Raw genomic sequence first — 24,380 nt, forward strand, 5'->3', positions numbered from 1 at the left:
AATAATATAAATATGAACGTAATTAAGATGATTAAAGGGGGCATTTGCTTTGCATTTACATTGCTGGCCGTCATTGCATTTAAACCAGTAGATAGACCGGTTCTGTACATTATAGGGGATTCTACAGTACAAAATAGTGATGGAAATGGAAAGAATGAATACTGGGGATGGGGTAGCTTGCTATATCCATATCTGGATACGAATCAAGTGGCCATTCGAAACCATGCTAAAGCCGGAACCAGTACGCGGACCTTTATTCTGGATGGCAGATGGGAAAAGATTTTAGCCAGGTTGAAAAAGGGAGACATGGTGATGATGCAATTTGGACACAATGACCATGCGGGGGTAGACGATAGCACCAAACAGAAAGGATCTTTACTCGGCATTGGACCAGAGACGAAGGAGATCATTAGTATTCGCACACATCAGAAGGAGATTGTACATACCTATGGCTGGTACCTTAACAAATTTGTGAGCGAGGCAAAGGAAAAGGGCGCGATCCCAATCATTTGTTCCCTGGTACCACGTAATAAATGGGAAAATGGAGAGGTGGTAAAAGAAGCGGAATACCCGGAATGGGCTCAATCTGTCGCTAAAAAAGAAGGTACTTATTTTATCAATTTAAATCGAATAGTAGCGAAACATTGGGTTGTGATAGGGCCCAAAGGGGTTAAATCTTTTTTTCCCGTGGATGGTACACATACCAATCTGCAAGGTGCTGAACTGAATGCTAAATGTGTTATTGAGGGATTAAAAGAAATAAAAAGCTGCCCTTTAAATAAATACCTGAAAGCGAATTGAAAGCCCTTGAATTGACTCCAGGCATTTTGGGATCATGCCTATAAAAAGATGAATTTTTTAGAATTACAGCGTAAAAAAATATGAAGAAAATTATACTACTACAGTTTCTTTTTCTCTTGTTCTGTATCAGTAGCAGGGCACAGGCCCCTAAACTTTTGGTAACGGGAAAAGTACTGGATAACGATACCAAACAGAGCATGGTTGGGGTAAGTGTAACTTTGAAAGGCACTAAAACGTCGACGATGACCGATAACAACGGCGCTTTTAAGGTAAATATCACTGCGGGTGCTCAGGTACTTGTTTTTAAATATATTGGCTATACTAGTAAAGAAATAAATGTCAATGGCAGCGGTTCAATTACCGTTCAATTGTCTCCATCCAGCAATGCCTTACAGGAAGTTGTGGTAAACGTAGGCTATGGCAAATCAATTTCGAGGGATAAGCTGGCCTCGGCTGTCTCCAGTGTCAGCGCGAAGGATATTGCTGATTTTCCGGTAGGTACTGCCGCCGAAGCGCTGGCAGGTAAACTTGCCGGTGTTTCTGTGAAAGCCACAGAGGGAGCACCTGGTTCTGATATTCAGATTATTGTACGTGGTGGAACTTCTCTGACCCAGGATAATGCACCTTTGTATATTGTGGATGGCGTTCCACTAGAAAGAGCATTATCAATTATATCACCAAACGAAATAGAAACCATTGATGTATTGAAAGATGTAGCCTCTACGGCAATATACGGCGCAAGAGGTGCCAATGGTGTAGTCCTGATTACAACAAAATCGGGCAGGAAGGGCCGAACTATTGTTTCATTTGACGCTTTTGCAGGTTCAAGAAATATTGTAAATGAGATCAAAGTTTTAGCACCCTATGATTTTGTGAATTTTCAATATGAGTTGGCACACCGCCACTACAATGGTTTTGCCATTACAGATACTGCGGCTTTAAATGGATTTGACCGGAATTATGGAAAATGGTCGGACCTGGAGATTTATAAGAGTTTTCCAATGGTCAACTGGCAGGATAAAATTTTTGGCAGAAATGCTTTGTCAAATACACAAATCCTAAATGTAACTGGCGGTACGGATGCTACAACTTATAATTTTACATTGAACAATACCAGCGAGCAAGGGGTAATGTTAAATTCTGGCCTAAAAAGAACTTTTGCCTCTTTTCGATTTGACAATAAAATCTCCAGTAAGCTCAGATTAGGATTAAATGTACGTTACAGCAGGCAAAGGGTTGATGGCGCAGGTACTTCAAGTACTGGGAGTTCATCTAACAACAGATTGAAATATTCGGTCCGCTTTCAACCTTATGAAGGTATCATCAGTTTTGAAGAATATGATCCAAATGCAATTTTTGACAATACCATCAATTTGAGCAATCCCTTAACTTCTGCATTAACAGATGTGAGAAACGCTTATAATAATGCTTTGATCACCAGTGCGCAGCTTGCTTATACCCCGATACAGCGGTTAACGTTCCGAAGCGTGGTTGGCTATACGGCAAATGATTCTAAAAATGATAACTTCTCAGGGATTGCCAATTACTCCGTTTCCAGCAGAAACTCATCGAGTCAGTACGCCAGTCAGCCTTATGTCAGTTTAAATACTGGTAACGGCAACAACATCACCAATAGCAATACGGTAAGTTTTAACCCTAAAATAAACAAAGATAACACTTTAGATATTTTGCTCGGGCAGGAAATCAATCAAAGTAATTCCAAATCATTTAATCAGACCATTAAGTATTTCCCTGCAGCTGTTACAGCGGAACAGGCATTCGCCAACATCCAGCAGGCAAATCCGCCCGCAGGAGCCATTCAGCCATCACCAACTACCGAAGTAGGTGGTGATCGCTTATTTTCCTTTTTTGGAAGAATGATGTACTCCTATAAAAGTAAATATAATTTAAACCTGATGTTGAGACGTGACGGATCGTCGAAGTTCGGTCCTGAGCATCGCTGGGGAACATTTCCTTCCGCTCAGTTTGCCTGGCGGGTATCTGAGGAACAATTCATGAAAAAACTGAACTTGTTATGGCTAGATAACCTGAAATTTAGGGCAAGTTATGGTACTGCAGGGAACAACAGGGTAAGCAGTGATCGTTTGTTTGCCACAATTTTCACAACAAGTTCGAATTCGGCAGGATACGCCGCAACAGACAATTCACAAACTGCAGGTTTATATTCTGCAAACCTGGCCAATGCTGATCTTAAATGGGAAACTACGATATCGAGAAATATTGGACTGGATTTCAGTTTATTTAAAGGGCGTTTTACCGCATCGGTAGACGCTTATGTGAATCGTACAAATGACCTGTTGTTACAGGCCAATGTACCTCAGTCGTTAGGTTATACCCAGCAATATAAAAATGTGGGCTCTACGCGGAATAAAGGGATTGAAGTTCAGCTAAGCGGTGTTATTGTAAACCGTAAAAGCTTTACCTATAACAGCAGTTTCAATATATCAATGAATAAAAATACAATCTTATCGCTGCAGGACGGAAGTATGGGGTATGCCGTTTCTTCTGGTTGGGGCCAGAGTGGAGAGGATTTTTATGTAGCAGTAGGTAAACCGGTAGGACAGTTTTACGGCTACGTAACGGATGGCTTTTACACACTTGATGATTTTGACCGGACAAAATCGAATCCTGCTGGAAACGTATGGGTTTTGAAGCCTGGTACAGCCAATGCTGCAGCTATACTTGGACAAAGCCAGGTATATCCAGGCGTGATGAAACTGAAAAAGACTTCTCTTGAGGGAGATTCTGTAATTACCACTAAAGACAAAACGGTTTTGGGTAATGTTCAGCCCCTGTTTTATGGTGGCTGGAATAACCAGTTTTCTTATAAAAACTTTGACATGAGTGTGTTTGTGAACTTTTCTTATGGAAATAAAACCTATAACGCCAATACCATCGAATTTAGTTCTGCTTATCAGGCAAATGGAAACAATTTACTGGCAAAGTTTACTGATCGCTGGAAATCTTTTGACAATAATGGAGTTTTGATAACTGATTGGGATCAGATGGCAGCAGCAAATAAGGATGCGAAGATTTATATGCCAACACGGGGTTCATATCAGGTGTACTCAGATGCGATTGAAGATGCTTCTTTTATAAGGATTTCTAATGTTACATTAGGCTATTCCCTGCCCTCAAGCATTATGCAACGGATTAGGACCATTTCGAAATTACGGGTTTTTGCTACGGTGAATAACCTGTACACCTTTACCCGGTACAGCGGTTTTGACCCTGAGGCGAATACCCGAAGAAGTAATCCATTGACACCGGGAGTGGATTATTCTGCCTATCCGCGAAATAGATACATTCTGGCGGGAATTAACCTCATTTTTTGATAGTAAATCTTTTAGGTCATGAACACTAATTTTAAAAATATAATGATGTTGTTGGCAGCTACTGCTTTGCTAACACTGTCTTCTTGTAAAAAATATCTGGATTACAATTCACCTTCAAAACTAAATTTAGAACAAACCTTTGAGGATGTGAATTATACCAATAGCCAGGTGATAGGAATCTATACCAAACTTGCTGGTGGCAACGGCTACGGGAACCAGCTCTCTGCTTATTTTGGCTTGGGCGCTGACGATTTTATGTACCGGGGCAATGCGGCTTTTGATGGTGGTGCAGATTATGCGGTAGCCAATTATGGCGTTACCCCCGCAAGTAACCCGATGTATAATGTTTATGTGCAGTTGTACGATGGCATAGAGCGGGCCAATATTGCCTGCAAGTATATCCCAAACTCAAATCTCTATAAAAATGGTTCGGCAGCTGATAAGGCTAAGATGAAAAGATATTATGGGGAGGCTTTGTCACTACGGGCACTCTATTATTCTGAATTGATTAGAAATTGGGGAGATGTACCCGGAACTTTTGTACCTGCAGCAGATGTGAAAAATCAGTACCTGGGAAATACAGACCGCGATAGTACTTACGATCATATTATAGACGACCTAAGGATGGCTGCAGAGCTTGTACCCTGGCGTGACGAACTGCCAGATTATGTAGATTTTCGTTTTACTAAGGGGGCAATTAAGGCTTTAAGGGCTAGAATTGCGTTGGCAAGAGGGGGGTATTCACTTAGAAATGACAGCAGGATCATGCAGCGTCGTTCTGATTATCAAAAATACTATCAAATCGCATTTGAGGAGTGCAGAGATATCATTGATTCAAAAAAACATGCCTTAAACCCTGTGTACGAGAATATTTTTAAGACACTGCATAGTGCACCGGCCAGATATGATGATCAGCGTGAACTGATGTTTGAGGTTGCCATGTGGGGTCAGATTAATGACAGTAATATTGGTAGCGCCTTTGGTTTGAATTTCGCAGATTCTCCTTCCTGGGGCGGAGCAGGAGGGCGGAGTATAGCTGTGATGACTTATTTTTATGAATTTGAAAATGGAAAAGATGTGCGCAGGGATGTTACCATGTCTACCTATAAAGTTGTTGGCGATGCAGCAACGAATTATGCGGTGGACCGAAAAGACGCGGTGAGCGCCATCAATATGAATATCGCTAAGTTTAGGAAATCATGGACAGCCTTTAATGGCACCGTAACTGGTACCTATGGAGTAAACTGGCCGGTAATCCGCTATGCTGATGTATTGTTGATGTATGCAGAGGCAGGAAATGAGTTGGGGCTTAACGGAAGTATCACACCACTAGATGCCTTGCAACAGGTGCAAAAAAGAGCTTATGGTTCCAATACTATCCCGGTAACACCGACAGATAAAACAGGCTTTTTTGAGGCAATCGTGAAAGAACGTTTGTTGGAATTTGGGGGTGAGGGGATCAGAAAATACGATTTGATCAGATGGAATCTGCTGGCCAGTAAGATCGCCGAAACCAGGAGAAAGATTGCCCAGTTTGCTTCTAAGGCTCCCACCGCCAATAATCCTTACAACAATGCACCGGAATACATATATTCAAGTAAAACCACATTTACCAATGGAAATCTGAATACCGAAGCGGCTTCTTTGAACTTGTATGGTGGGGTACCGAATGTAGTTTATTTTACACCGATGACTGTTACGACAGCACCTTCCACGCATCCTGATAGAAGGTATTGGCGTCAGGAGGCCGGTTCTTATGATGCAGCGGGTGTATTGACCTCTACATTTTTAAATGATCCAAATACTGGTTATGTCTGCAAATTTAAAGCGAATAGCAGAGAATTATTGCCTTACTCGGATCGTGTAATTTCTGAGCACCGGGGCGCTATCACTCAGAATTTTGGCTACTAACAAAATCCTTAACTATTTATTCAATTGCGATGAATTTTATATCTAAATACAAGAAAATAATTCAATGGACAGCATTGTGCTCCGCACTGGTGTTGTGCTTATCAGCTTGCGAAAAGCCAATGGGTGGAATTGAAGATGCAGCTTTAAACCGTGCTTTTACACCTTCAGGCTTAAGTGTGAGGACGGTCAAAGACTCCGCTATATTTAAGTGGAATATGCCAGTGTATGGAAATGGAAAGGCTTTAAAATACACTTTGGAATTGGCTAAAGACTCCTTGTTCTCCACCATCGATTATACCAGGATTGCCGACACTACGGGAGCTGTAGTTTTGGATCCCGAGATTGAACTTAATACCCGTTATTTTTACAGGGTTAAAGTCAATGAATATAAGGGGACTGCAGCATCCATGTACTTGAATTCATCAACGGCTTTCCGTTTAACCGGGCAACAGTATTTTCGGGTGATCCGGGATTTTGAAATCACTGAAAATACAGCATTGTTTCACTGGTTTCAAAATACAAATACTGCTGGTTTGACTAAAATTGTACTCACGCCAAGCCTTACGAATTCAAGCGCAATCACCGCTGAAATTACAGGTAGTGATATCGCTGCGGGAATGAAAAACATTGTCGGACTTACTCCTGATATGAGATATACGGTACAACTTTTTGCGGGTAACAAAAGTAAAGGCATACTAAATATTACAACGGCCAAGCCGGTTGTTTTTACCACAGTTCTTTCTCCTACAGATAATTTGGCCACAGCCATTACCGCTGCAGCTAATGGTGATGTAATCGGGTTAAATCCGGGAACTTATAACCTTACGGGGATTACATACATCACCCAAAAGTCGATCACCATTCGTTCTGTGGCAAATGATCCGGGAACTACAAAAATTAAATCCCGTGAAATCAATCTTGTAGGAGATTCGGCTGGGGTTTCTCTTGCTGGTATTGATTTTGACGGCAATTATTCCGGAACTTCTTACGGTACAGCATTTATGCAACTGATGGGAACTCAGGCTGCAACTGGTACAAAAGCCGCATTTAAAGCTATTAAAATAGAAAATTGTATTATTCACGATTACCTGAGATGTATTTTGAGGGGTAATTATGGCGCTGCCGCCAATGATCAGAAGATTGAAAGTGTATCCATAAATAATTCTAGAATTTATAATGTTGACCAAGCCAATGCCCAGGGATATTATATGTTTTCGCTCGAAAAGCTATTGATCAGTAAATTGAGCTTTACCAAGTCTACATTTTACAATTTAGGCCAGGGAATGATCAATATGGGTACCAATCTAAGCAGTACCATTGTTCCTGCAATTAGCCTCGATTATTGCACTTTTAACAATTTTGGTGGTGGTAACAAATATCTATTTATCGATGCCAATGCTAATAAAATTGTTTATACTTTCAATAACAGTATTGTAGCCAATACACCTATATCGGGTACCATTCAAGCCGCCGCTTTCAGAGCCTCTGCAAGTGGTAATGTGCTGGCTTTTTCCAATAACAATTATTTTAACCTAAGACTTACATCTGGAGGTGCGGCAGTGACTTTAACGGGACTTGCACAAGCAAATGACATCAGTATAGATTTGGGATGGACGGCAGCCACCACCAATTTTAAACTGGTTGATGCCCTAGAGTTTAGTAAAGTGTTTTCGGCCAGCTCAAATGGAAGTACTGTTGGTGACCCACGCTGGGCCTATTAATTTATCTTATTTTAATTCATAATTTATGAAAGTTTTATTCTCTTCATTCTTAATCGCTGCTGGTATATGCTTGGCGACTCCCTCTATTGCGCAGCAATTAAATATTTTACCAGTAATCACAACCGAATTTCCTTCATCAAATCCGAATGAAGATGCTACCAAATTGAACGATAAAAATACCAAGACAAAGTATTTTAATGAACAGTACAAGGGCCAGTGGTTCCAATATGAATTTGAAAAACCAATTGTATACAGCCAATATATAATTGGATCTGCGAATGATGTACCAAAAAGGGATCCTAAAAATTGGATTTTACAAGGCTCTACGGACGGAAAGAAATGGGTAGATCTGGATACCAAGTCTGAAGAGAGCTTTCCTGAACGACAGATGTCTAAAACTTATGCCTTTGAAAATAAAATAGCCTATAAGCATTATCGACTTAAGGTTACGGAGACTGCAGGTGGTCCTTTACAACTATCCGAATGGAATTTATTAAGCGGAAAGTAATTCGGTTAGTACCTCAGAAAATAATAATATATAACTTTATGTATAAAAAACAATTTGCGGCCCTAATACTTATATTAAGCATGTATTATTCGGGTTATGCTCAAAATGACCTTAAACTTTGGTATAACCAACCTTCAAAATCATGGACTGATGCTTTGCCGCTTGGGAATGGACGGTTGGGGGCGATGGTTTATGGTATTCCACAATCGGATACTATTCAAGTTAATGAGGATACTTTTTGGTCTGGTAGCCCGTATCAAAACATAAATCCAAATGCTAAAATTAAGCTAAAGGAAATCCAGCAATTAATTGATCAGGGAAATTATATAGAGGCACAAAAGCTTTCCTTAGCAAACATTATCGCTGATCGTAAAATTACTTCTCATGGTCAAACTTACCAATCTATTGGAAATTTGGTGCTAACTTTTTCTGATCATGCAAACTACACTAAATATTATCGCGAACTGGATTTGAATACTGCAGTTGCCACTACACGATATACTGTAAATGGTGTTGAGTATAAACGGGAAACATTTACCTCTTTGCCGGATCAATTGATTATCATTCGGATTACGGCTAATAAGAACAGTAGTATTAGCTTTAACACCTCTTTTGTTGGGCCTTTAAAAAAGAACATGGTACAAACAATCAGCATTGTGCCAACACAGGGAGATAACGTGATGATTGTCACAGGTAAATGTGCAAGGGAAAAGGAAGAAAACATACCAAACCTGCTAAATTTCAATGGTCGGGTTAAAGTGGTTAATGATGGAGGATCGATAACAACGACAGCGAATTCTATTGGAGTTACAAATGCGACTGCGGTTACGATATATGTTTCAGTTGCAACCAACTTTGAAAATTATAAGAATATCTCCGGAAACGCGGAAGAAAAATCGAAAAGCTATTTGGATAAGTTCTCGAAAAGTTATGAAAAAGCTAAATCAGACCATGTTGCCGCTTACCAAAAGCAGTTTCAGCGTGTTCAACTCAATTTAGGGCAAAGTGAACAAGTTAATAAGCCAACTGATCAGCGTATTACGGAGTTTTCTACGGTTAATGATCCGTCTTTGGCTGCTATGTATTTTCAGTTTGGTAGATATCTGCTTATTTCTTCTTCTCAGCCAGGTACACAACCAGCCAACTTGCAAGGGATATGGAATCCAAATTCAGGACAATACCCTGCCTGGGATAGCAAGTACACGACCAATATAAATGTGGAGATGAATTATTGGCCTGCAGAAGTTACCAACTTAAGTGAATGCCATGAACCTTTTATACAATTAATCAAAGATGTAAGTGAAACGGGTAAAAAATCTGCATTGGAAATGTATGGGGCTAGGGGATGGACACTTCATCACAATACAGATTTATGGAGAATGACTGGAGCCGTGGATGCTACTGCAGGGATCTGGCCAACATGTAATGCCTGGTTTGCTGCGCATCTGTGGGAAAAATATCTGTATTCAGGAGATAAGGTTTATTTAAAGGAAATCTACCCCATTTTAAAAAGTGCTTGTGAATTTTACCAGGATTTTTTGGTGAAAGATGCTAAAACCGGATATATGGTAGTGTCGCCCTCTATATCTCCTGAACATACTCCGGGGAGAGAAAGCTATGATTACACCAAACCTGATGGATCGGTAGTCAAAGAACGTACTTCTACTTTCTCTGGTATTACCATGGATAATCAAATGATTTTCGATTTGTTGAGCAATACTATTGATGCTGCTCAAGTGTTAAATATGGATAAGAAGTTCAGTGCCGATTTATTCAAATTACGAAGTCAGCTTCCACCAATGCAAATCGGACAATACGCGCAACTGCAGGAATGGTTAGAGGATTGGGACAAAAAAACGGATTCACATCGGCATGTATCCCATCTTTGGGGTGTTTATCCGGGCAGGGAAATTTCACCTTTTGCAAATCCAGAATTATTTGAAGCTTCTAAAAATTCGTTGATTGGTCGCGGAGACGCTAGTCGTGGTTGGTCTATGGGCTGGAAAGTTTGCTTATGGGCGAGATTTCTTGATGGAAATCATGCTTATAAATTGATTCAAAATCAATTGAAGCTTAAACCTGCCTCTGCTACACTTAGAGACCCAGATGGAGGTACCTATACGAATATGTTTGATGCTCATCCGCCATTCCAAATTGATGGTAATTTCGGTTGTACTGCAGGAATTGCTGAAATGCTGCTTCAAAGTCACGATGGAGCAGTTAGTTTATTGCCTGCATTACCGGATGTCTGGGCAAACGGGAGCATAAAAGGACTTCGGGCACGTGGTGGTTTTGAAATTGTAAATATGGAATGGAAAAAAGGAAAATTATCGTCGATTACGATTAAATCCTCCATCGGTGGTGATTTACGTTTGCGGAGTAACAATAAACTCGCAGGTAATGATTTGAAGCTGGCTAAGGGGGAGAATTTAAATCCATTTTTTAAACGACAGCCAACTGCGAAGCCTTTAATTTCAAGTAAAGCATCATTAAATGGGACTAATGTTAACAAGGCATTTGAGTATGATTTGAATACAACTGCTGGAGGAGTTTATACATTTAAGAATGCTAGCTGATCCAATCGCCTGATAGGCTCAAAAATAACTTATAAAATTAATTAGAACAGATTAAAAAACATGAAGCAATTGCGAAATCATATATTAATTTTGACATTCATTAGTCTTATTACTTGTCAGCTCGCTGTCGCACAGAAATTGCCTAAAGCGGATATCATTGTAGCATTGGATGGGAGCGGACAATATAAATCAATTCAGGAAGCTATTGATGCAGTACTTGACAACAACTCAAAAAGAACCGTCATTCTCATCAAAAATGGCACTTATAATACGGAGAAACTAATTGTTCCAGCCAGTAAGATTAACCTTACGATTTTGGGTGAGTCGCGCGAAAAAACGATTGTAAGTTATCACCTTTACGATTGTAAAAGCGAAACGTCTTCTAACAAATGCCCGGCTGAGTCCTGGGCGTTGTGGAAAGACAACAAAGACCTGATCAGGACTTCTGCAACATTAACTGTACTGGGTAATAATTTCATCGCAGAGAACCTAACCATATCGAATACTGCCGGGCCGGTAGGACAAGCATTGGCTTTGACTTTGCGTGGTGATAGACTAATCTTTAACAATTGCAATATTCTGGGTTATCAAGACACGATTTTATTGGGTAAAGATGGTATGCTCAATTATTTCGTAGGATGTTTAATTTTAGGACGTACGGACTACATCTATGGTGGTGGTATTGGTTATTTTCAGTCATGCGAAATCCGTAGTTATGGAGGTGGCTGGGTTACTGCTCCTTCTACACCAGAAAATCAGTTGTATGGATACGTCTTTAATAAATGTAATTTTACCTATGTTGGCAATAGCCCAAGAAAAGGAGATGATGGTGCTAAGATCGCAATTGGGCGTCCATGGCACAATTACCCTAAGGTAGCTATATTAAATTCCGAAATGTGTGAGCAAATGCACCCGCAAGGTTGGCCAACCACGTGGAATATGGCCTATGCACCTGCGAGTGATAAGCTTCATTTGTATGAATACAACAATACCGGGAAAGGTGCTGATATGAGTTTAAGGGCAAAATGGGTTGGGCTACGGGAAATTTCTGCTGAGGAAGCTAAAAGTTATACAATGGAAGTTGTTTTATCAGGCTGGAATCCGATGCAGAATATAACTGTTGCGAAAAACAAAAAATAATTTAGAATGAAGAATATATTTTTTATCGCCTTTTTATTTGTCTATGCCGTGTCGAAAGATCAATACAGCCAGCTGCCCGTTATCCCTTCTTTAGTATAAAATGTAGTAGACATGGGAGCAACAATAGCCTGGGTTACGGATATAATCCCAAAAACTACTGCGGCTACACTTCAGCCCCATTTCCCTGGCTTTCATCCACACAAGCTCTCCTGTCATTTTCTACTTCGGGCATGGATAAGTAAATAGCTAATATAGTCTTACTTTCAGGTACAGATAAGTCTAAAGGCTGTTCGATAGCAATCGGTTGTGTTTGATAATCAACAGTGAGGATACGGATCATCTGGTAGGCATGGGTTATAAAATAAATGGTACTCCTTTTGTCGAACGGGATGGATACATTGACATAAAATAAAGATTATTGCGACATGTATAATCATTCTAATTCCGGCTACTGCTTATGAATTTCATATCTCTACTGGTGACGTTCTGAAAATCACTCATCATTAGTAGGGATGATTTTGAGATTTCATCACTAGCAAAATCATCCCATTTAGACAAAAAACGAATTTTGTAGATTAGTCAGTCTTGTATTTTGTAAACCCACTTTCTGCCCATACTTGCGTTAAAGGCTTATCTCTCCTTTCCTGATTGGTGTAACATCGTTTGTACCGAAGTTTGAAATCTCTACTAAGGGGCTCACTATGAAATAGTGTGTCCAAGTTTGCAATTTTCTTCAAATCATCTAAAAACTGGTTCGAGAATAGTCCAGTAAAGGGCACATCAGAAAGAGGGAATTTCAGCAATGAGATTCCCTCTTTTTTTTATTCATGCACTTGATAGTCAATGGTTTAGTGGTTTTGTGATTTTTGCAGATTTTGAGTGCTAAAATTGTAAGAAAATTAATGAGTTTCGATTTGTTGCTGATTTAATTAATTGATTATTAGTGTTTTGATTTTTTTGCTTTAGCATTAGAGTATAGCAGTCATTTAACGGTGTTGGTTGAATGACTGCTTTGGCTGTAAATGCATTATTTGTTCCATTAAAGAATCAGTACTAAGGTGCTCCCCAAACGTTTTCTTAAATATATACTCGCCATAAATTAATCACCATGGAATAAATACTTGGGTTTCTGTATTATATGAGATTTATAAATGGAGCGATTTGTCAAGATTTCGTAAAATACAATATAGTTATAAACTAAATTTTGTTTTATTGAACAGTGTTCAATATGTTTGTGGTGTCAATTCATTTGACATGTTGAAGATAAAAGGAGGGATTTATTAGTTTCGATCCCTATCTTTAAAAATCATTTTATCCATGGGTATAATAGAGAGAAAGCAGAAAGAGAAACAGGAAATGCGAAAACGCATCCTGAACGGTGCGAGAAAAGTATTTCTTCAAAATGGCTATCAGCAGACCAGTATGCGTAATATTGCTACTGAGATCAGCTATAGTGCTGGAGTGATCTATTTCCATTTCAAGGATAAGAGCGAAATCTTCCAAGAGCTTCATAACGAAGGATTTGCTTTATTGCTCAAACAGTTTCGGGTACTCGATTCCGTCAAAGATCCTTTTGAGCGCCTAAAAGCCTTGGGCATGGTGGTCATTAAATTCGCCCAAGATCAAAAAGATTACTATAATCTGATGTTCCTTGTAGAAGAACCCATGAAAAAATCAGAGGAAAACGGTTTCCAGATTGCAGACGAAGCATTGAAGTATTTGCGTGATCTGGTCATAGAGTGCCAGCATACTGGCCGCTTCAAAAATATGGATCCGGAGTATCTGACCTTTATGATCCTGTCTGCCATGCACGGCATCTGCGCCCTGTTCTGTAAGGACAAGACGATGAGTTTCGAAAACAAGACCAACGAGGAACTGATGGAGAACGGTTACGCGTGCTTTGTTGCCCTGCTAGAAAAAGGGTAGCCTTTTTTTTGCCATAAAATTGAACACTGTTATATTTTATTACAATGATTAATACATTCGAATTTCTACAAAACAAGAAAACTTACTGCCTGTTGCTATTTTGTGTAGTTTTCATCGCCAAACAATCAAGCGCACAGGAGCAATTGAACAGCTATGTCCAACAGGGACTAGTTTCAAATGAAAGCATCAAAGAGCAGGAATTTCTTCTGAGTAGGAGCGTATATGCGCTCCATGAGGCAAAAAGCATGTTTCTTCCAAGTGTAACCTTCTCGACTACCTATACAAAGGCCGATGGGGGAAGGACTATCGAGTTCCCAACAGGTGATCTTTTTAATGCAGCCTATGCCACACTGAACCAGCTTACCGGGAGCAACTCCTTTCCACAGCTCCAGAACCAGAGCATACTACTGAACCCCGATAACTTTTACGATGCCAAGATCCGCACGAGCCTTCCCATCCTAAATGCAGAGCTTGTGTACAACAAAAGGATCAAGTCTCAACAGGTGGATATCCAGAAAGCAGAAGTGCTCATGTACAAACGTGAATTGGTCAAGGAAATCAAAACCGCTTACTACAATTACATAAAGGCTACCAATGCGATCAGAATCTATCAGTCATTTCTGAAATTGCTGGAAGAGGGTGAAAGGGTTAACCAGAGCTTGTTCAACAACAACAAGATCAACCGTACAGCGGTAATCCGTAGCCAGAACGAGGTGTCAAAGATAAATGCATCACTTACCGCTGCCAAAAAAGCAGAGGAAGCTGCCCGTTACTACTTCAATTTCCTTTTGAACAGACCCTTGACCGATGCAATACTGATCGATGATGTTCCATCATTGCCGGCACAGGACAACCTACCCCTAGGTGATGTAAGCAGCCGTGAGGAACTAGCAAAACTTGAGATCGCCAAGGGGATCAATCAAAACCTTACCGGTCTTGCCAAGTCCTACCTCATACCCAAGATCGGTACCTCGCTGGACCTGGGATCGCAGGGTTTCGACTGGAAGTTTAACGACAGGAGCCGATATTATCTGCTGGGGGTTTCATTGGAATGGAACCTGTTCTCCTCAGGACGAAACAATTATAAGATCAAACAGTCCATTGCCAACCAGCAGGCCATATCGGCACAGACCGATCACGTGACACAACAACTGCTTACCGAACTGAATGTGCGCAGGGCAAATCTGCAAAGCGCTGTCGCACAGTATAAGGCGGCACAGTCGCAGCTGAAGACCAGCCAGACCTATTATAACGACATGACCAAACTCTACAAGGAGGGGATGGCCATCTATATTGAGCTGCTCGATGCACAGAACCAGTGGGTAAACGCCCAGCTACAGTCCAACATCGCATTATTTGATACCTGGATATCGTTCACGGCAATTGAGCGTGCGAATGCCAGCTTTAACCTACAATAAATATCATGAAGAAGATCCAACTTACATTAATTGCGCTTACATCCATTTTGTTCGCCTGCAAAGAAAAGCCAAAAAATACAAATCCACTAGGCCAGCCGGATATCATTTCGGTGAAGGTTGCCCCAATTTCCTCATTTGGTTCAACCAAATCAATCCAGGCCACGGGCTTGGTTGCTACAGAAAATGAAGCCAATTACTCCTTTAAGATTGGCGGGGTAATCAGGAGTATACTGGTTGATGAGGGACAGTTCTTTAAAAAAGGGCAGTTACTTGCCACATTGAACACTACCGAAATCGCGGCTGGCCTGGCCCAGGCAAATCTTGGTGTAGACAAGGCTGCACGGGATTACGCCAGAGCGGTAAACCTTTATAGGGACAGCGTATTTACACTGGAACAGCTTCAGAATACCAAGACGGCACTGGATGTGGCAAAAAAAACAAGTGAGACAACCGCCTTTAACCTGCGCTACGCCCAGATCTATGCGGCATCTGATGGTTTTGTGAGCCGGAAAATCGCCAGTGAAGGGGAAGTGATTGGGTCTGGTATGCCTGTGCTTGCCATTAACGAAACACATCAAAATAATAACTACCTGCTTAAAGTAGGCGTAACTGATCGGGAGTGGGCAACGATCAATCCGGGACAAACAGCAACAGTGACGCTGGATGGATATGCCGACAAGAAATTTGACGCCTTCGTATTTCGTAAATCACAGGCAGCAGATCCTACACTTGGCTCCTTTCAGGTAGAACTGAAATTGAAATTAAACAACATAAAACCGGCAGTTGGCATGTTTGGCAAAGCGGAAATAGCTACAAACCAGGATGAAAATGTCAAGGTCATCCCATATGGATCGTTGGTAGAAGCGGATGGTGATAAGGCATTCGTATTTACACCGGACGGGGCCAAAAAGGTTAGAAAAATTCCCATAACTATTTCAAGGTTCGACAATCAACAGGTTTATCTAAAAGATGGACTTAATGGAGTAAAAGAAATTGTGGTATCCAATAGTGCCTTTCTCAACGAAAAATCTACTATAAAAATCATCAGGTAATAATAACAGCTATGAAGATTACAAATTTTGCCGTAAAAAATTATCAGTTCACCCTCATCATATTTCTGCTGTTTGCAGTAGTCGGTGTACTTACCTTGTTTACAATGCCCCGTTCGGAAGACCCAACTATACATCCACCCGAATATCTTATCACTGTGATCTATCCTGGCACAAGTCCAAAGGACATGGAAGAGCAGGTGGTAAAACCGATTGAAAATAAAATCTATGGCCTGGAGAACATTGACAAAATACTTACCACAATTGAGGATGGTGTAGCGGCATTCCAGGTGAAATTCAAATATGGCGTTGATATCGACAACAAATACCAGGAGATCTCAACAGAAATGAACGCCTTAAAAAATAGTGCGCTCCCTAAGGATATCTATCTGATCAAAACAGAAAAGATTTCTTCTTCCGATGTCAAGATTTTACAGGTTGCATTGGTTTCGGACAACGCTTCGGAAAAATTGTTGAGAGATGAAGCCGACATGCTTAAAACGCGCCTGGAGAAAATAACAAATCTTAAAGAAGTAGGATATTTTGGAATGCCTGAACAGGAAATCCGTGTTGATATGCAATTGGATAAGCTGGCGCAAATGAAAATTCCGCTCAATATTGTGATAGGCAGTCTGCAAAGTGAAGCGGCTGATATTCCCGGTGGAAGCGTCAACTTGGAGAGTAAGGTTTTTAATGTAAAGACCAGCGGTAAGTTTAAGAGTATTGAGGACGTTGCCAATACCGTTATCTACAACGCTAATGGAAAGATTGTTTATTTGAAGGATGTGGCCGATGTAGGTTATAAAAGCGAAACGGTCAAACATATTACACGGGTGAATGGGCATCGTTGTGTCCTGGTTACCGCCGCCATGAAAGACAATGTTAACATAACGAAAGTGCAGGAAGAGTTTTTTCCGATAGTGGAAGAATTTTCTAAAAGATTGCCTGCTAATATTGAGCTCGTCAAAACTTTTGATCAGGGCACTATGGTTTCGCAACGTTTGGGACATCTTGGGTTTGACTTTACCTTGGCCATTGTTTTGGTAGTCATTACCTTATTGCCTTTAGGATTTAGGGCATCACTTATCGTAATGGTTTCTATTCCGCTTTCTTTAGCATTAGGGCTCATTGCATTGAATTTATTGGGGTTTTCATTAAACCAACTCAGTATTGTTGGTCTTGTAGTGGCCTTGGGATTGTTGGTGGATGACAGTATAGTAGTTGTAGAGAATATAGAGCGATGGCTCAGGGAGGGACATTCACGAATGGATGCTGTGCTGAAGGGCACCAAGCAAATAGGTGTGGCCGTTGTGGGATGTACAGCCACCCTGGTAATTGCGTTTTTGCCTCTTGCCTTCCTGCCAGATGCAGCCGGCGAATTTATGCGCAGCCTTCCTATGGCTGTGATCACCAGTGTCCTGGCATCAATGATTGTAGCTTTAACGCTTGTACCTTTCATGGGAAGCCGGTTATTGAAAACACACACAGATGGGGAAGGCAATTATTTCCTGAAGCAACTGCAGAAATTTCTCACAAACAGTTATCGCGGTATCATGCCACGAGCTTTAAAATATCCTAAAACAACCATTGGAATATCATTAATACTTAGTGTTTTCGCTTTTTTCTTATTTACAAAAGCAGGATTTAAACTTTTTCCCACCTCGGAAAAGCCAATGTTCCTCATCAATATCAAAATGCCATTGCAGGCTGGTATTCCCGAAAGTGATCGTGTGACCAAACTTGTAGAAAATGAACTAAAGCAACACAAAGAGATTGTATATTACACAAGCAATGTGGGTAAAGGAAACCCTCAGATATATTACAACGTACACCAACAGGATATTAAGCCCGACTTTGCCCAGATTTTTGTACAGCTGGATGATGAGGCAAGTCCTGATTCTAAAGTAGCGTTGATTAAGCAGCTAAGGGAAAAGTTTAAAGATTTTCCGTACGCCAAAATTGAAGTGAAAGATTTTGAACAAGGCCCCCCGATAGAAGCCAACATAGTGGTAAGGGTTTTTGGTGAGGACCCAAATAAGTTGCGTGAGCTTTCCTTTGAAGTGGAAGACCTGCTGCGCAAACATCCGGGAACCGTTTACATCAATAATGAACTGAACACCTACAAGTCGGATGTTAAAATAGAAATAAATAAGGAAAAAGCCCGCACATTGGGTGTGCTAACAAGTGATATTGATAAAGTAATTCGAATTGCCGTAGCGGGACTGGCCGTTGGTGATTATATCGACGACAGGGGCGATTCACGCAATGTTGTCTTAACACTTGCAAGGGATAAATTCTCAAACCTGGATGCATTCAAAAACCTTTATGTAAATAATATACAAGGTGTTCCGGTATTGGTTAGCCAGATCGCAACCATTTCTTTTGAGACATCGCCTACAGCTATCAATCATTTTAATAAATCCCGTTTCGCAAAGGTTACCTCTCTGACCAAGGAGGGTGTATATGCGAACGACATGCTTAAGGACATTGTTCCGCAACTGGACAAACTTAAAATGCCGCCAGGCTACTATTACAAGCTATCGGGTGAAGCGGAATCGGAAGGTGATACACTGGGCGGAAATTTCCTGTCGGTTATCCTATTGAGTACATTCCTTTTTATTGGGGTTCTGTTACTACAATTTAAAACGTTCAAAGGCATCATCATTGTACTATCTATTATTCCACTGGGGATTTTGGGTGGCGTGGTAATGCTATTGATCACAGGCCATCCGATGTCAATAGTTTCTATCATTGGTTTCATTGGTTTGTCTGGTATACAGGTCAAGAATTCGCTGTTGCTCGTTGATTTTACCAACCAGTTGCGGGTTGAGGGATATAGCATAGACGATGCGATTAATAAGGCAGGAGAAACCCGTTTTTTACCGGTTGTGCTCACCTCCCTAACAGCTATTTGTGGATTAATTCCACTTGCCTTGAATCCCAACCCACTTATCGCTCCATTGGCGATTGTGTTGATCGGTGGATTGATCAGTTCAACCATTCTTTCAAGAATTGTAACGCCTGTTATGTATAAGCTTATACCACCTTCTATTGAAAGTATTTAATCATCTATAAAATCAAAGAAAATGAAACAATACATCTTAATAACCGGAGCATCATCCGGAATTGGTTACGAAATGGCCCAACAGCTAGCGGCTTTAGAATACAATCTTATCCTCACTGCCCGCAGCGAGGATAAATTGGCAGCTATGCAGCAGGAATTAACTACCAGATACGGAATTGATGTGCACTACATACCCAAAGACTTAGGCAGAACAGAGCAAGCGGCCCAGTTATTTGATGATATCAAGAGAGCCGGCTATCAGGTATCTCATTTGGTTAACAATGCCGGATTTGGCGAGTATGGAAGTTTTCTGGAAAGCTCGCTGGAACAGGAGTTGAATATGATTGATCTCAATGTCAGCAGCCTGGTTGTTCTTACCAAATTGTTTGCGAAAGATATGGCAGCCCGAAAGTCGGGCAGAATCATGAACGTGTCTTCAGTGATTGCATATTTGCCGTTCCCTTACCAGTCGGTGTATTCCGCTACCAAGGCTTTTGTCTTAGCCTTTTCCCAAACTGTCGCTGCCGAACTGGAAGGAACCGGCGTAGTGGTTACCACGCTTGCCCCTGGGGTTACAGAAACAGCATTTATTTCGGCCGAAATGCGGGAAACTAATCTTCTGAAATCCAATAAGCCTACACCTGTAAAAACAGTGGCTACTGAAGGAGTGAAGCTCTTGCTATACGGAAAAGGAAAGAAAATCATTGGGTTTCAAAACCGGTTCAATTCCATTTTAGCAGGAATACTGCCTGATCGGGTGATGATGAAAATTAAGATGAAGCTGGCAAGTGCCAAATAATAACGTATAAATCTAAAAACAAATGACTGGACCGAAAAAAATATCAAGACGAGAACTAATTAAACAAGGTGGGCTTGCTTTATCAGTTATAGCTCTACCTTTACCATTAACAGCATTTTCAAATTTTAACGAAATGACAGATAACAAAAATTTTGACGTAATCATAGTTGGCGGAAGCTATGCGGGACTTTCGGCAGCAATGGCTTTGGGACGGGCATTAAGAAATGTTCTGATCATTGACAGCGGTTTGCCTTGTAACCGACAAACACCTCACTCACATAACTTCATAACGCAAGACGGAGAAAAACCAGGCGTTATTGCGGAAAAAGCAAAAAAAGAAGTGTTGAAATACGACACAGTAAAATTCATAACTGACCTTGTCGTTAAGGGAACGAAAACGGATAAAGGTTTTGAGATTTCAACCCAATCAGGAAAAATATTTTCTGCTAAAAAAGTGGTTTTTGCAACAGGCTTAAAAGACAAAATGCTAAATATTAAGGGGTTTTCTGAATGTTGGGGAATTACAGTGCTTCATTGTCCCTATTGCCACGGATATGAAGTAAGGAATCAAAAAACAGGGATTTTTGCAAATGGATATGGTGCATTTCACCTAGCTCGACTCATTCGTAACTGGACAAAGGACCTAACCATATTTACCAATGGAAAATCGGAACTGACACAAGAGCAAACCGATGAAATCAAAAGACACAATATTTCAATAGTTGAAAAGGAAATTACCTCATTGAAACACAAAGACGGAGTAATTGAAGAAATAGTTTTTTCAGATAATTCAACCTTTCAATTAAAAGTCATCTATTCAAGACCTCCTTTTGAACAACACTGTAAAATCCCCGAATTATTGGGTTGTGAACTGACAGAACAGGGACTTATCAAGGTAGATGCATCTCAGAGAACAACTGTGGATGATGTATTCGCCTGCGGAGACAACACCAATCCTTTACGTGCTGTATCATATGCGGTATCAACAGGGAATAATACAGGTGTATTTTTAAATAACGCTTTGATAGAAGAGGAATTTTTAAATGACAATGATAAATAGAAAAAACGTCATCTCTAGTAAGGATGATTTGCAATTTCATCACTAGCAAAATCATCCCATTTAGTCAAAAAAAGAATTCTATAGATTATTCGGTCTTGTATTTTGTAAAACCATTTTCTGCCCATACTTGTGTTAAAGGCTTGTCTCTCCTTTCCTGACTTGTGTAACACCGTTTGTAACGAAGTTTAAAATCTCTACTAAGGGGCTCACAGATATAAACAATGCTTATCTGGAAGAAACCTGGAGACGGTTTGGAGATAAAATTAATCGGCTGGTACTTGTTAATACAGATATATCTAGCTCTAATGAATCTTTCGTAAAAGCAGACTTCGTATGGGCTGCGCTAATTTTCGAATATATTGAAATTCAAAGAGGTTTCGAGTTCATCAATAACAATACGGAGAACTCAGCTAAGTTGATAATAACTATACAATCCAATAACGGAAACCAGTCTGTTAGTCAAACAGGAGTTGAATCCATAAAAGCTGTTAAAGATATTTTTACAATTGTTGACTCAGACTATTTAATGTCTATTGCTCAGACGTTTGGTTTTGAATTGATTGAATCAGCAGAAAACATAATGCCTAATGGTAAGTCATTACTTACCTATGAATTTAGCAAGGGTTAAGCAATTCCTCGCATACTTATACTTCATTTTCATTAAACTAATGATTTACAATTAAAGCCAGTATGTTTCCGAAACACATGATTTTTGGCATTACTATTACGATTTTATAAATCCAGTTGGACTGATCTTAGTGTGTCTAAATGCAATTTTCCGGTAGTGTAGAGCGAACTCTTCCAGGCACTATTCGATATTGTTTTGTCACAATTCCACTCAAAACTTCTGGGAAATTGCTGACGTAAAATCCGGTGCTTATATTTGGGAGGTAAATAAGTTACCCCCCACCTCCCAAAAAGAAGATAAATTATGAATAATAAACTAACAGAAAACAGCATCCTGGAACAGGAAAACAAACTTTACCGTGCAATCAAAGATAGCAATATCACCGCGCTTGACCAGTTGCTACATGATGACTTGTTGTTCATTCTTCCGAGTGGGCAAACAATAACCAAGGAAATCGATCTGGATACTTATCGCGATGGAATATTAAAGGTTGATGAACTTTTACCAGAAATTGAAAACTTAAATATTATCGATGATATGGCAGTGATCACATTGACAATGAAATTGAACGGAAAGTTTAATGAGGTGCCATTTGAAGTTAGCTATCGCTATATCAGGTTTTGGAAAAAATTCGGTGATGGGATTAAAGTAGTAGGGGGAAGCGGTATAGCTATTTGATTAGAATAATACTTTCATGCATTATTTTAATCTCATCAATAGGAAATTTTAAAATCCAGGCGAACGAAAAGCTATCCATTTTAATATAGTAGTAGACTAAGGCAACGATAGAGGCAATTGTAGAACAACTATTAACCAAGATTAAAAAACAATATTTCCTTTATAAATCAGTGATTTTACCGGAGAAATTCTGGATACTGCTTCGGCCGAACAGCTCGCATCAATAAAAACGAAATCGGCATCATCACCTACTTTTGGCCATTGTTGCTTACCTTTATCATCTAAAGGTATGGGGCCAGTTGTTGCTAGCTTCAACATTCTGGACAACCCAAATTCTGATGAATAACCATAGAGTTGTGCAGCAAGATTGGCTTTTTGTAAAACGCTTCCTGTACCAAATGTGTTCCAATGATCTATAATACTATCATTTCCGGTCATTACTTTTACCCCGTGTTTCATCAATGTTGGAATTGGCATAATCAGTCCTCCAAATGGAATAGTAGAGTTGATACCGATTTGAGCATTTGCCATTTTTTCGGCCATTTCTTCCTGTTGAACTTTATTTAATCGGGCTAATGCAAAGCAATGGCTTAGATAGGTTTTTCCTTTTAATGCTGGATTTTCGTTTACTTTAGCAATTAGGTATTTAATAGTTTTTAATCCCGATTCTCCCGATTCATGCAGATGGATATCTATACCTTTGTTGTTGTCCAAGGCCAGCTGTACAGTAAAATCCATTGTTTTTTCAATAGCTCCATCAATACTATATGGATCCACACCTCCGATAAAATCAATATCCATCTTTGCTGCTTCTTTCAGATACGGAACCGAATCAGTGTAAAATACACCATGTTGCGGAAAGGCAACGAGTTCAGCACCAAAAACTTTCTTTTTATTCTCTAATGCTTTTTGCAGGTTTTTAAGTGAGTCTAGTTTAGATGTTGGCTCAATATTCACGTGGCTTCGGGCAAAGGATGTCCCGTTTGATTGCAGGAGTTCAATCATCTTCTCAGCGTTATAGGTTGAGGTTTTGAGCATTTCAGGGAGTATTCGCTGTTCCAGAGCAATCATTCCTTTTATTCCAGCGGTTCCTCTTCTTACGGCTTGCCATTTATTACCATAAAAAGTCTTGTCTAAGTGGATATGCATATCCCTAAATGATGGAAGCATCAACATGCCTTTGGCATCTATGGCTTTTGCATTAAGTTGATTTGGGCTTACTTTCCTTATTTTTCCATCGGTTATTTCAATAGAGAAAAGTCCCGTTTTTGTTGTCATAACCTCGTTGTCGTCATACTCAAACCCTATTTCCAAAAGAACATTTTTCAGTGTATAACTATTTGCAGTTTTTTTTGCCTGGCTATCCCTTTCTTCTTCGAACTTGTTTGGTCTAGCTTGCAAAATTCCGGGTAAAAGTGTTAGTCCTGCTAAACTTACCGTTGAATTTTTAATAAAACTTTTCCGTGATATACTGGTTTCTTTCATCATGTTCTGATTTTGTTTCGAATCTGTTGTTCTATTTTTGATCTTAAACAAACCTTTTTTTACAAAAGTACATAACTGGTTTGTAGAAACGCTTGAATTATCTCTTTCATGTCTATGAATAGTGGTGGAAATGTTCCCCGGTACTAAATTCAATTATCTATATTTTTTATTTGGACTTATTCTAAATAAAGATATATTTGCATGATAAAAAAAATGCCACACGGCTTAGGACCCGTGTGGCTAACCGGCAATGCCGGCTC

At 40.0% G+C, this 24,380-nt stretch carries 16 protein-coding genes and 1 pseudogene; 15 read left to right on the plus strand and 2 right to left on the minus strand.

Annotated features, from left to right (window positions below):
• Positions 1-12 precede the first annotated feature (12 nt).
• The 7 genes from WC623_RS14245 to WC623_RS14275 all read left to right on the plus strand — a co-directional run bounded on the left by WC623_RS14245 (position 13) and on the right by WC623_RS14275 (position 12,013).
• A complete protein-coding gene (locus WC623_RS14245) occupies positions 13-801 on the plus strand; it encodes a rhamnogalacturonan acetylesterase (RefSeq protein WP_372852160.1) in 789 nt (262 codons plus the stop codon).
• An 80-nt stretch (positions 802-881) separates the two neighbouring features.
• Complete coding sequence (locus WC623_RS14250; protein ID WP_372852162.1) at positions 882-4,157, plus strand: SusC/RagA family TonB-linked outer membrane protein; 3,276 nt, start codon at positions 882-884, stop codon at positions 4,155-4,157.
• Positions 4,158-4,175: 18 nt separating this feature from the next.
• Positions 4,176-6,068, plus strand: coding sequence for a RagB/SusD family nutrient uptake outer membrane protein (locus WC623_RS14255; protein ID WP_372852164.1), 1,893 nt, complete (start codon positions 4,176-4,178; stop codon positions 6,066-6,068).
• 29 nt (positions 6,069-6,097) lie between these two features.
• A complete protein-coding gene (locus WC623_RS14260; protein ID WP_372852166.1) occupies positions 6,098-7,789 on the plus strand; it encodes a DUF4957 domain-containing protein in 1,692 nt (563 codons plus the stop codon).
• Positions 7,790-7,814: 25 nt separating this feature from the next.
• Positions 7,815-8,297 carry a discoidin domain-containing protein gene (locus tag WC623_RS14265; RefSeq protein WP_372852168.1) on the plus strand — a complete coding sequence of 161 codons (483 nt, stop codon included), beginning with the start codon at positions 7,815-7,817 and terminating at the stop codon, positions 8,295-8,297.
• A 38-nt stretch (positions 8,298-8,335) separates the two neighbouring features.
• Positions 8,336-10,873, plus strand: a complete 2,538-nt coding sequence (locus tag WC623_RS14270) for a glycoside hydrolase N-terminal domain-containing protein (RefSeq protein WP_372852170.1) — start codon at positions 8,336-8,338, stop codon at positions 10,871-10,873.
• A gap of 60 nt (positions 10,874-10,933) precedes the next feature.
• The gene (locus WC623_RS14275; RefSeq protein ID WP_372852172.1) at positions 10,934-12,013 is read left to right on the plus strand and encodes a pectinesterase family protein; all 1,080 of its coding nucleotides are present in this window, start codon (positions 10,934-10,936) and stop codon (positions 12,011-12,013) included.
• 202 nt (positions 12,014-12,215) lie between these two features.
• Here the strand turns inward: WC623_RS14275 and WC623_RS14280 are convergent.
• Positions 12,216-12,362: pseudogene (locus WC623_RS14280) on the minus strand (recombinase family protein); the annotation flags it as partial.
• 968 nt (positions 12,363-13,330) lie between these two features.
• Here WC623_RS14280 and WC623_RS14285 point away from each other — a divergent pair.
• From WC623_RS14285 to WC623_RS14320, 8 genes are all read left to right on the plus strand, one after another.
• Entirely contained in the window at positions 13,331-13,939 is a 609-nt protein-coding gene (locus WC623_RS14285) for a TetR/AcrR family transcriptional regulator (protein WP_372852174.1), read from the plus strand.
• Positions 13,940-13,983: 44 nt separating this feature from the next.
• Positions 13,984-15,357 carry a TolC family protein gene (locus WC623_RS14290; protein ID WP_372852176.1) on the plus strand — a complete coding sequence of 458 codons (1,374 nt, stop codon included), beginning with the start codon at positions 13,984-13,986 and terminating at the stop codon, positions 15,355-15,357.
• Positions 15,358-15,362: 5 nt separating this feature from the next.
• Positions 15,363-16,409, plus strand: a complete 1,047-nt coding sequence (locus WC623_RS14295; RefSeq protein ID WP_372852178.1) for an efflux RND transporter periplasmic adaptor subunit — start codon at positions 15,363-15,365, stop codon at positions 16,407-16,409.
• A gap of 11 nt (positions 16,410-16,420) precedes the next feature.
• On the plus strand, positions 16,421-19,471 hold the full coding sequence (locus WC623_RS14300; RefSeq protein WP_372852180.1) for an efflux RND transporter permease subunit: 3,051 nt from the start codon (positions 16,421-16,423) through the stop codon (positions 19,469-19,471).
• Between the two features lie 21 nt (positions 19,472-19,492).
• Complete coding sequence (locus tag WC623_RS14305) at positions 19,493-20,269, plus strand: SDR family NAD(P)-dependent oxidoreductase (RefSeq protein WP_372852182.1); 777 nt, start codon at positions 19,493-19,495, stop codon at positions 20,267-20,269.
• Between the two features lie 22 nt (positions 20,270-20,291).
• Positions 20,292-21,329, plus strand: a complete 1,038-nt coding sequence (locus WC623_RS14310; protein WP_372852184.1) for an NAD(P)/FAD-dependent oxidoreductase — start codon at positions 20,292-20,294, stop codon at positions 21,327-21,329.
• Between the two features lie 415 nt (positions 21,330-21,744).
• Positions 21,745-21,957 carry a hypothetical protein gene (locus WC623_RS14315; protein ID WP_372852186.1) on the plus strand — a complete coding sequence of 71 codons (213 nt, stop codon included), beginning with the start codon at positions 21,745-21,747 and terminating at the stop codon, positions 21,955-21,957.
• Between the two features lie 303 nt (positions 21,958-22,260).
• Entirely contained in the window at positions 22,261-22,635 is a 375-nt protein-coding gene (locus tag WC623_RS14320) for a nuclear transport factor 2 family protein (RefSeq protein ID WP_372852188.1), read from the plus strand.
• A gap of 141 nt (positions 22,636-22,776) precedes the next feature.
• Here WC623_RS14320 and WC623_RS14325 read toward each other — a convergent pair whose 3' ends face one another.
• The gene (locus WC623_RS14325; protein ID WP_372852190.1) at positions 22,777-24,273 is read right to left on the minus strand and encodes an amidohydrolase family protein; all 1,497 of its coding nucleotides are present in this window, start codon (positions 24,271-24,273) and stop codon (positions 22,777-22,779) included.
• Positions 24,274-24,380: the final 107 nt, after the last annotated feature.

Origin of the sequence: Pedobacter sp. (assembly GCF_041645105.1) — a bacterium.
In the GTDB taxonomy this organism is placed as follows: domain Bacteria; phylum Bacteroidota; class Bacteroidia; order Sphingobacteriales; family Sphingobacteriaceae; genus Pedobacter.

Excerpts from the sequence above, each read along its gene's own strand:
- WC623_RS14260 (WP_372852166.1), top strand. The coding sequence starts at position 6,098 with ATGAATTTTATATCTAAATACAAGAAAATAATTCAATGGACAGCATTG.
- WC623_RS14255 (WP_372852164.1), top strand. The coding sequence starts at position 4,176 with ATGAACACTAATTTTAAAAATATAATGATGTTGTTGGCAGCTACTGCT.
- WC623_RS14305 (WP_372852182.1), top strand. The coding sequence starts at position 19,493 with ATGAAACAATACATCTTAATAACCGGAGCATCATCCGGAATTGGTTAC.
- WC623_RS14265 (WP_372852168.1), top strand. The coding sequence starts at position 7,815 with ATGAAAGTTTTATTCTCTTCATTCTTAATCGCTGCTGGTATATGCTTG.
- WC623_RS14245 (WP_372852160.1), top strand. The coding sequence starts at position 13 with ATGAACGTAATTAAGATGATTAAAGGGGGCATTTGCTTTGCATTTACA.
- WC623_RS14310 (WP_372852184.1), top strand. The coding sequence starts at position 20,292 with ATGACTGGACCGAAAAAAATATCAAGACGAGAACTAATTAAACAAGGT.
- WC623_RS14295 (WP_372852178.1), top strand. The coding sequence starts at position 15,363 with ATGAAGAAGATCCAACTTACATTAATTGCGCTTACATCCATTTTGTTC.
- WC623_RS14270 (WP_372852170.1), top strand. The coding sequence starts at position 8,336 with ATGTATAAAAAACAATTTGCGGCCCTAATACTTATATTAAGCATGTAT.
- WC623_RS14290 (WP_372852176.1), top strand. The coding sequence starts at position 13,984 with ATGATTAATACATTCGAATTTCTACAAAACAAGAAAACTTACTGCCTG.
- WC623_RS14300 (WP_372852180.1), top strand. The coding sequence starts at position 16,421 with ATGAAGATTACAAATTTTGCCGTAAAAAATTATCAGTTCACCCTCATC.
- WC623_RS14320 (WP_372852188.1), top strand. The coding sequence starts at position 22,261 with ATGAATAATAAACTAACAGAAAACAGCATCCTGGAACAGGAAAACAAA.
- WC623_RS14285 (WP_372852174.1), top strand. The coding sequence starts at position 13,331 with ATGGGTATAATAGAGAGAAAGCAGAAAGAGAAACAGGAAATGCGAAAA.
- WC623_RS14275 (WP_372852172.1), top strand. The coding sequence starts at position 10,934 with ATGAAGCAATTGCGAAATCATATATTAATTTTGACATTCATTAGTCTT.
- WC623_RS14250 (WP_372852162.1), top strand. The coding sequence starts at position 882 with ATGAAGAAAATTATACTACTACAGTTTCTTTTTCTCTTGTTCTGTATC.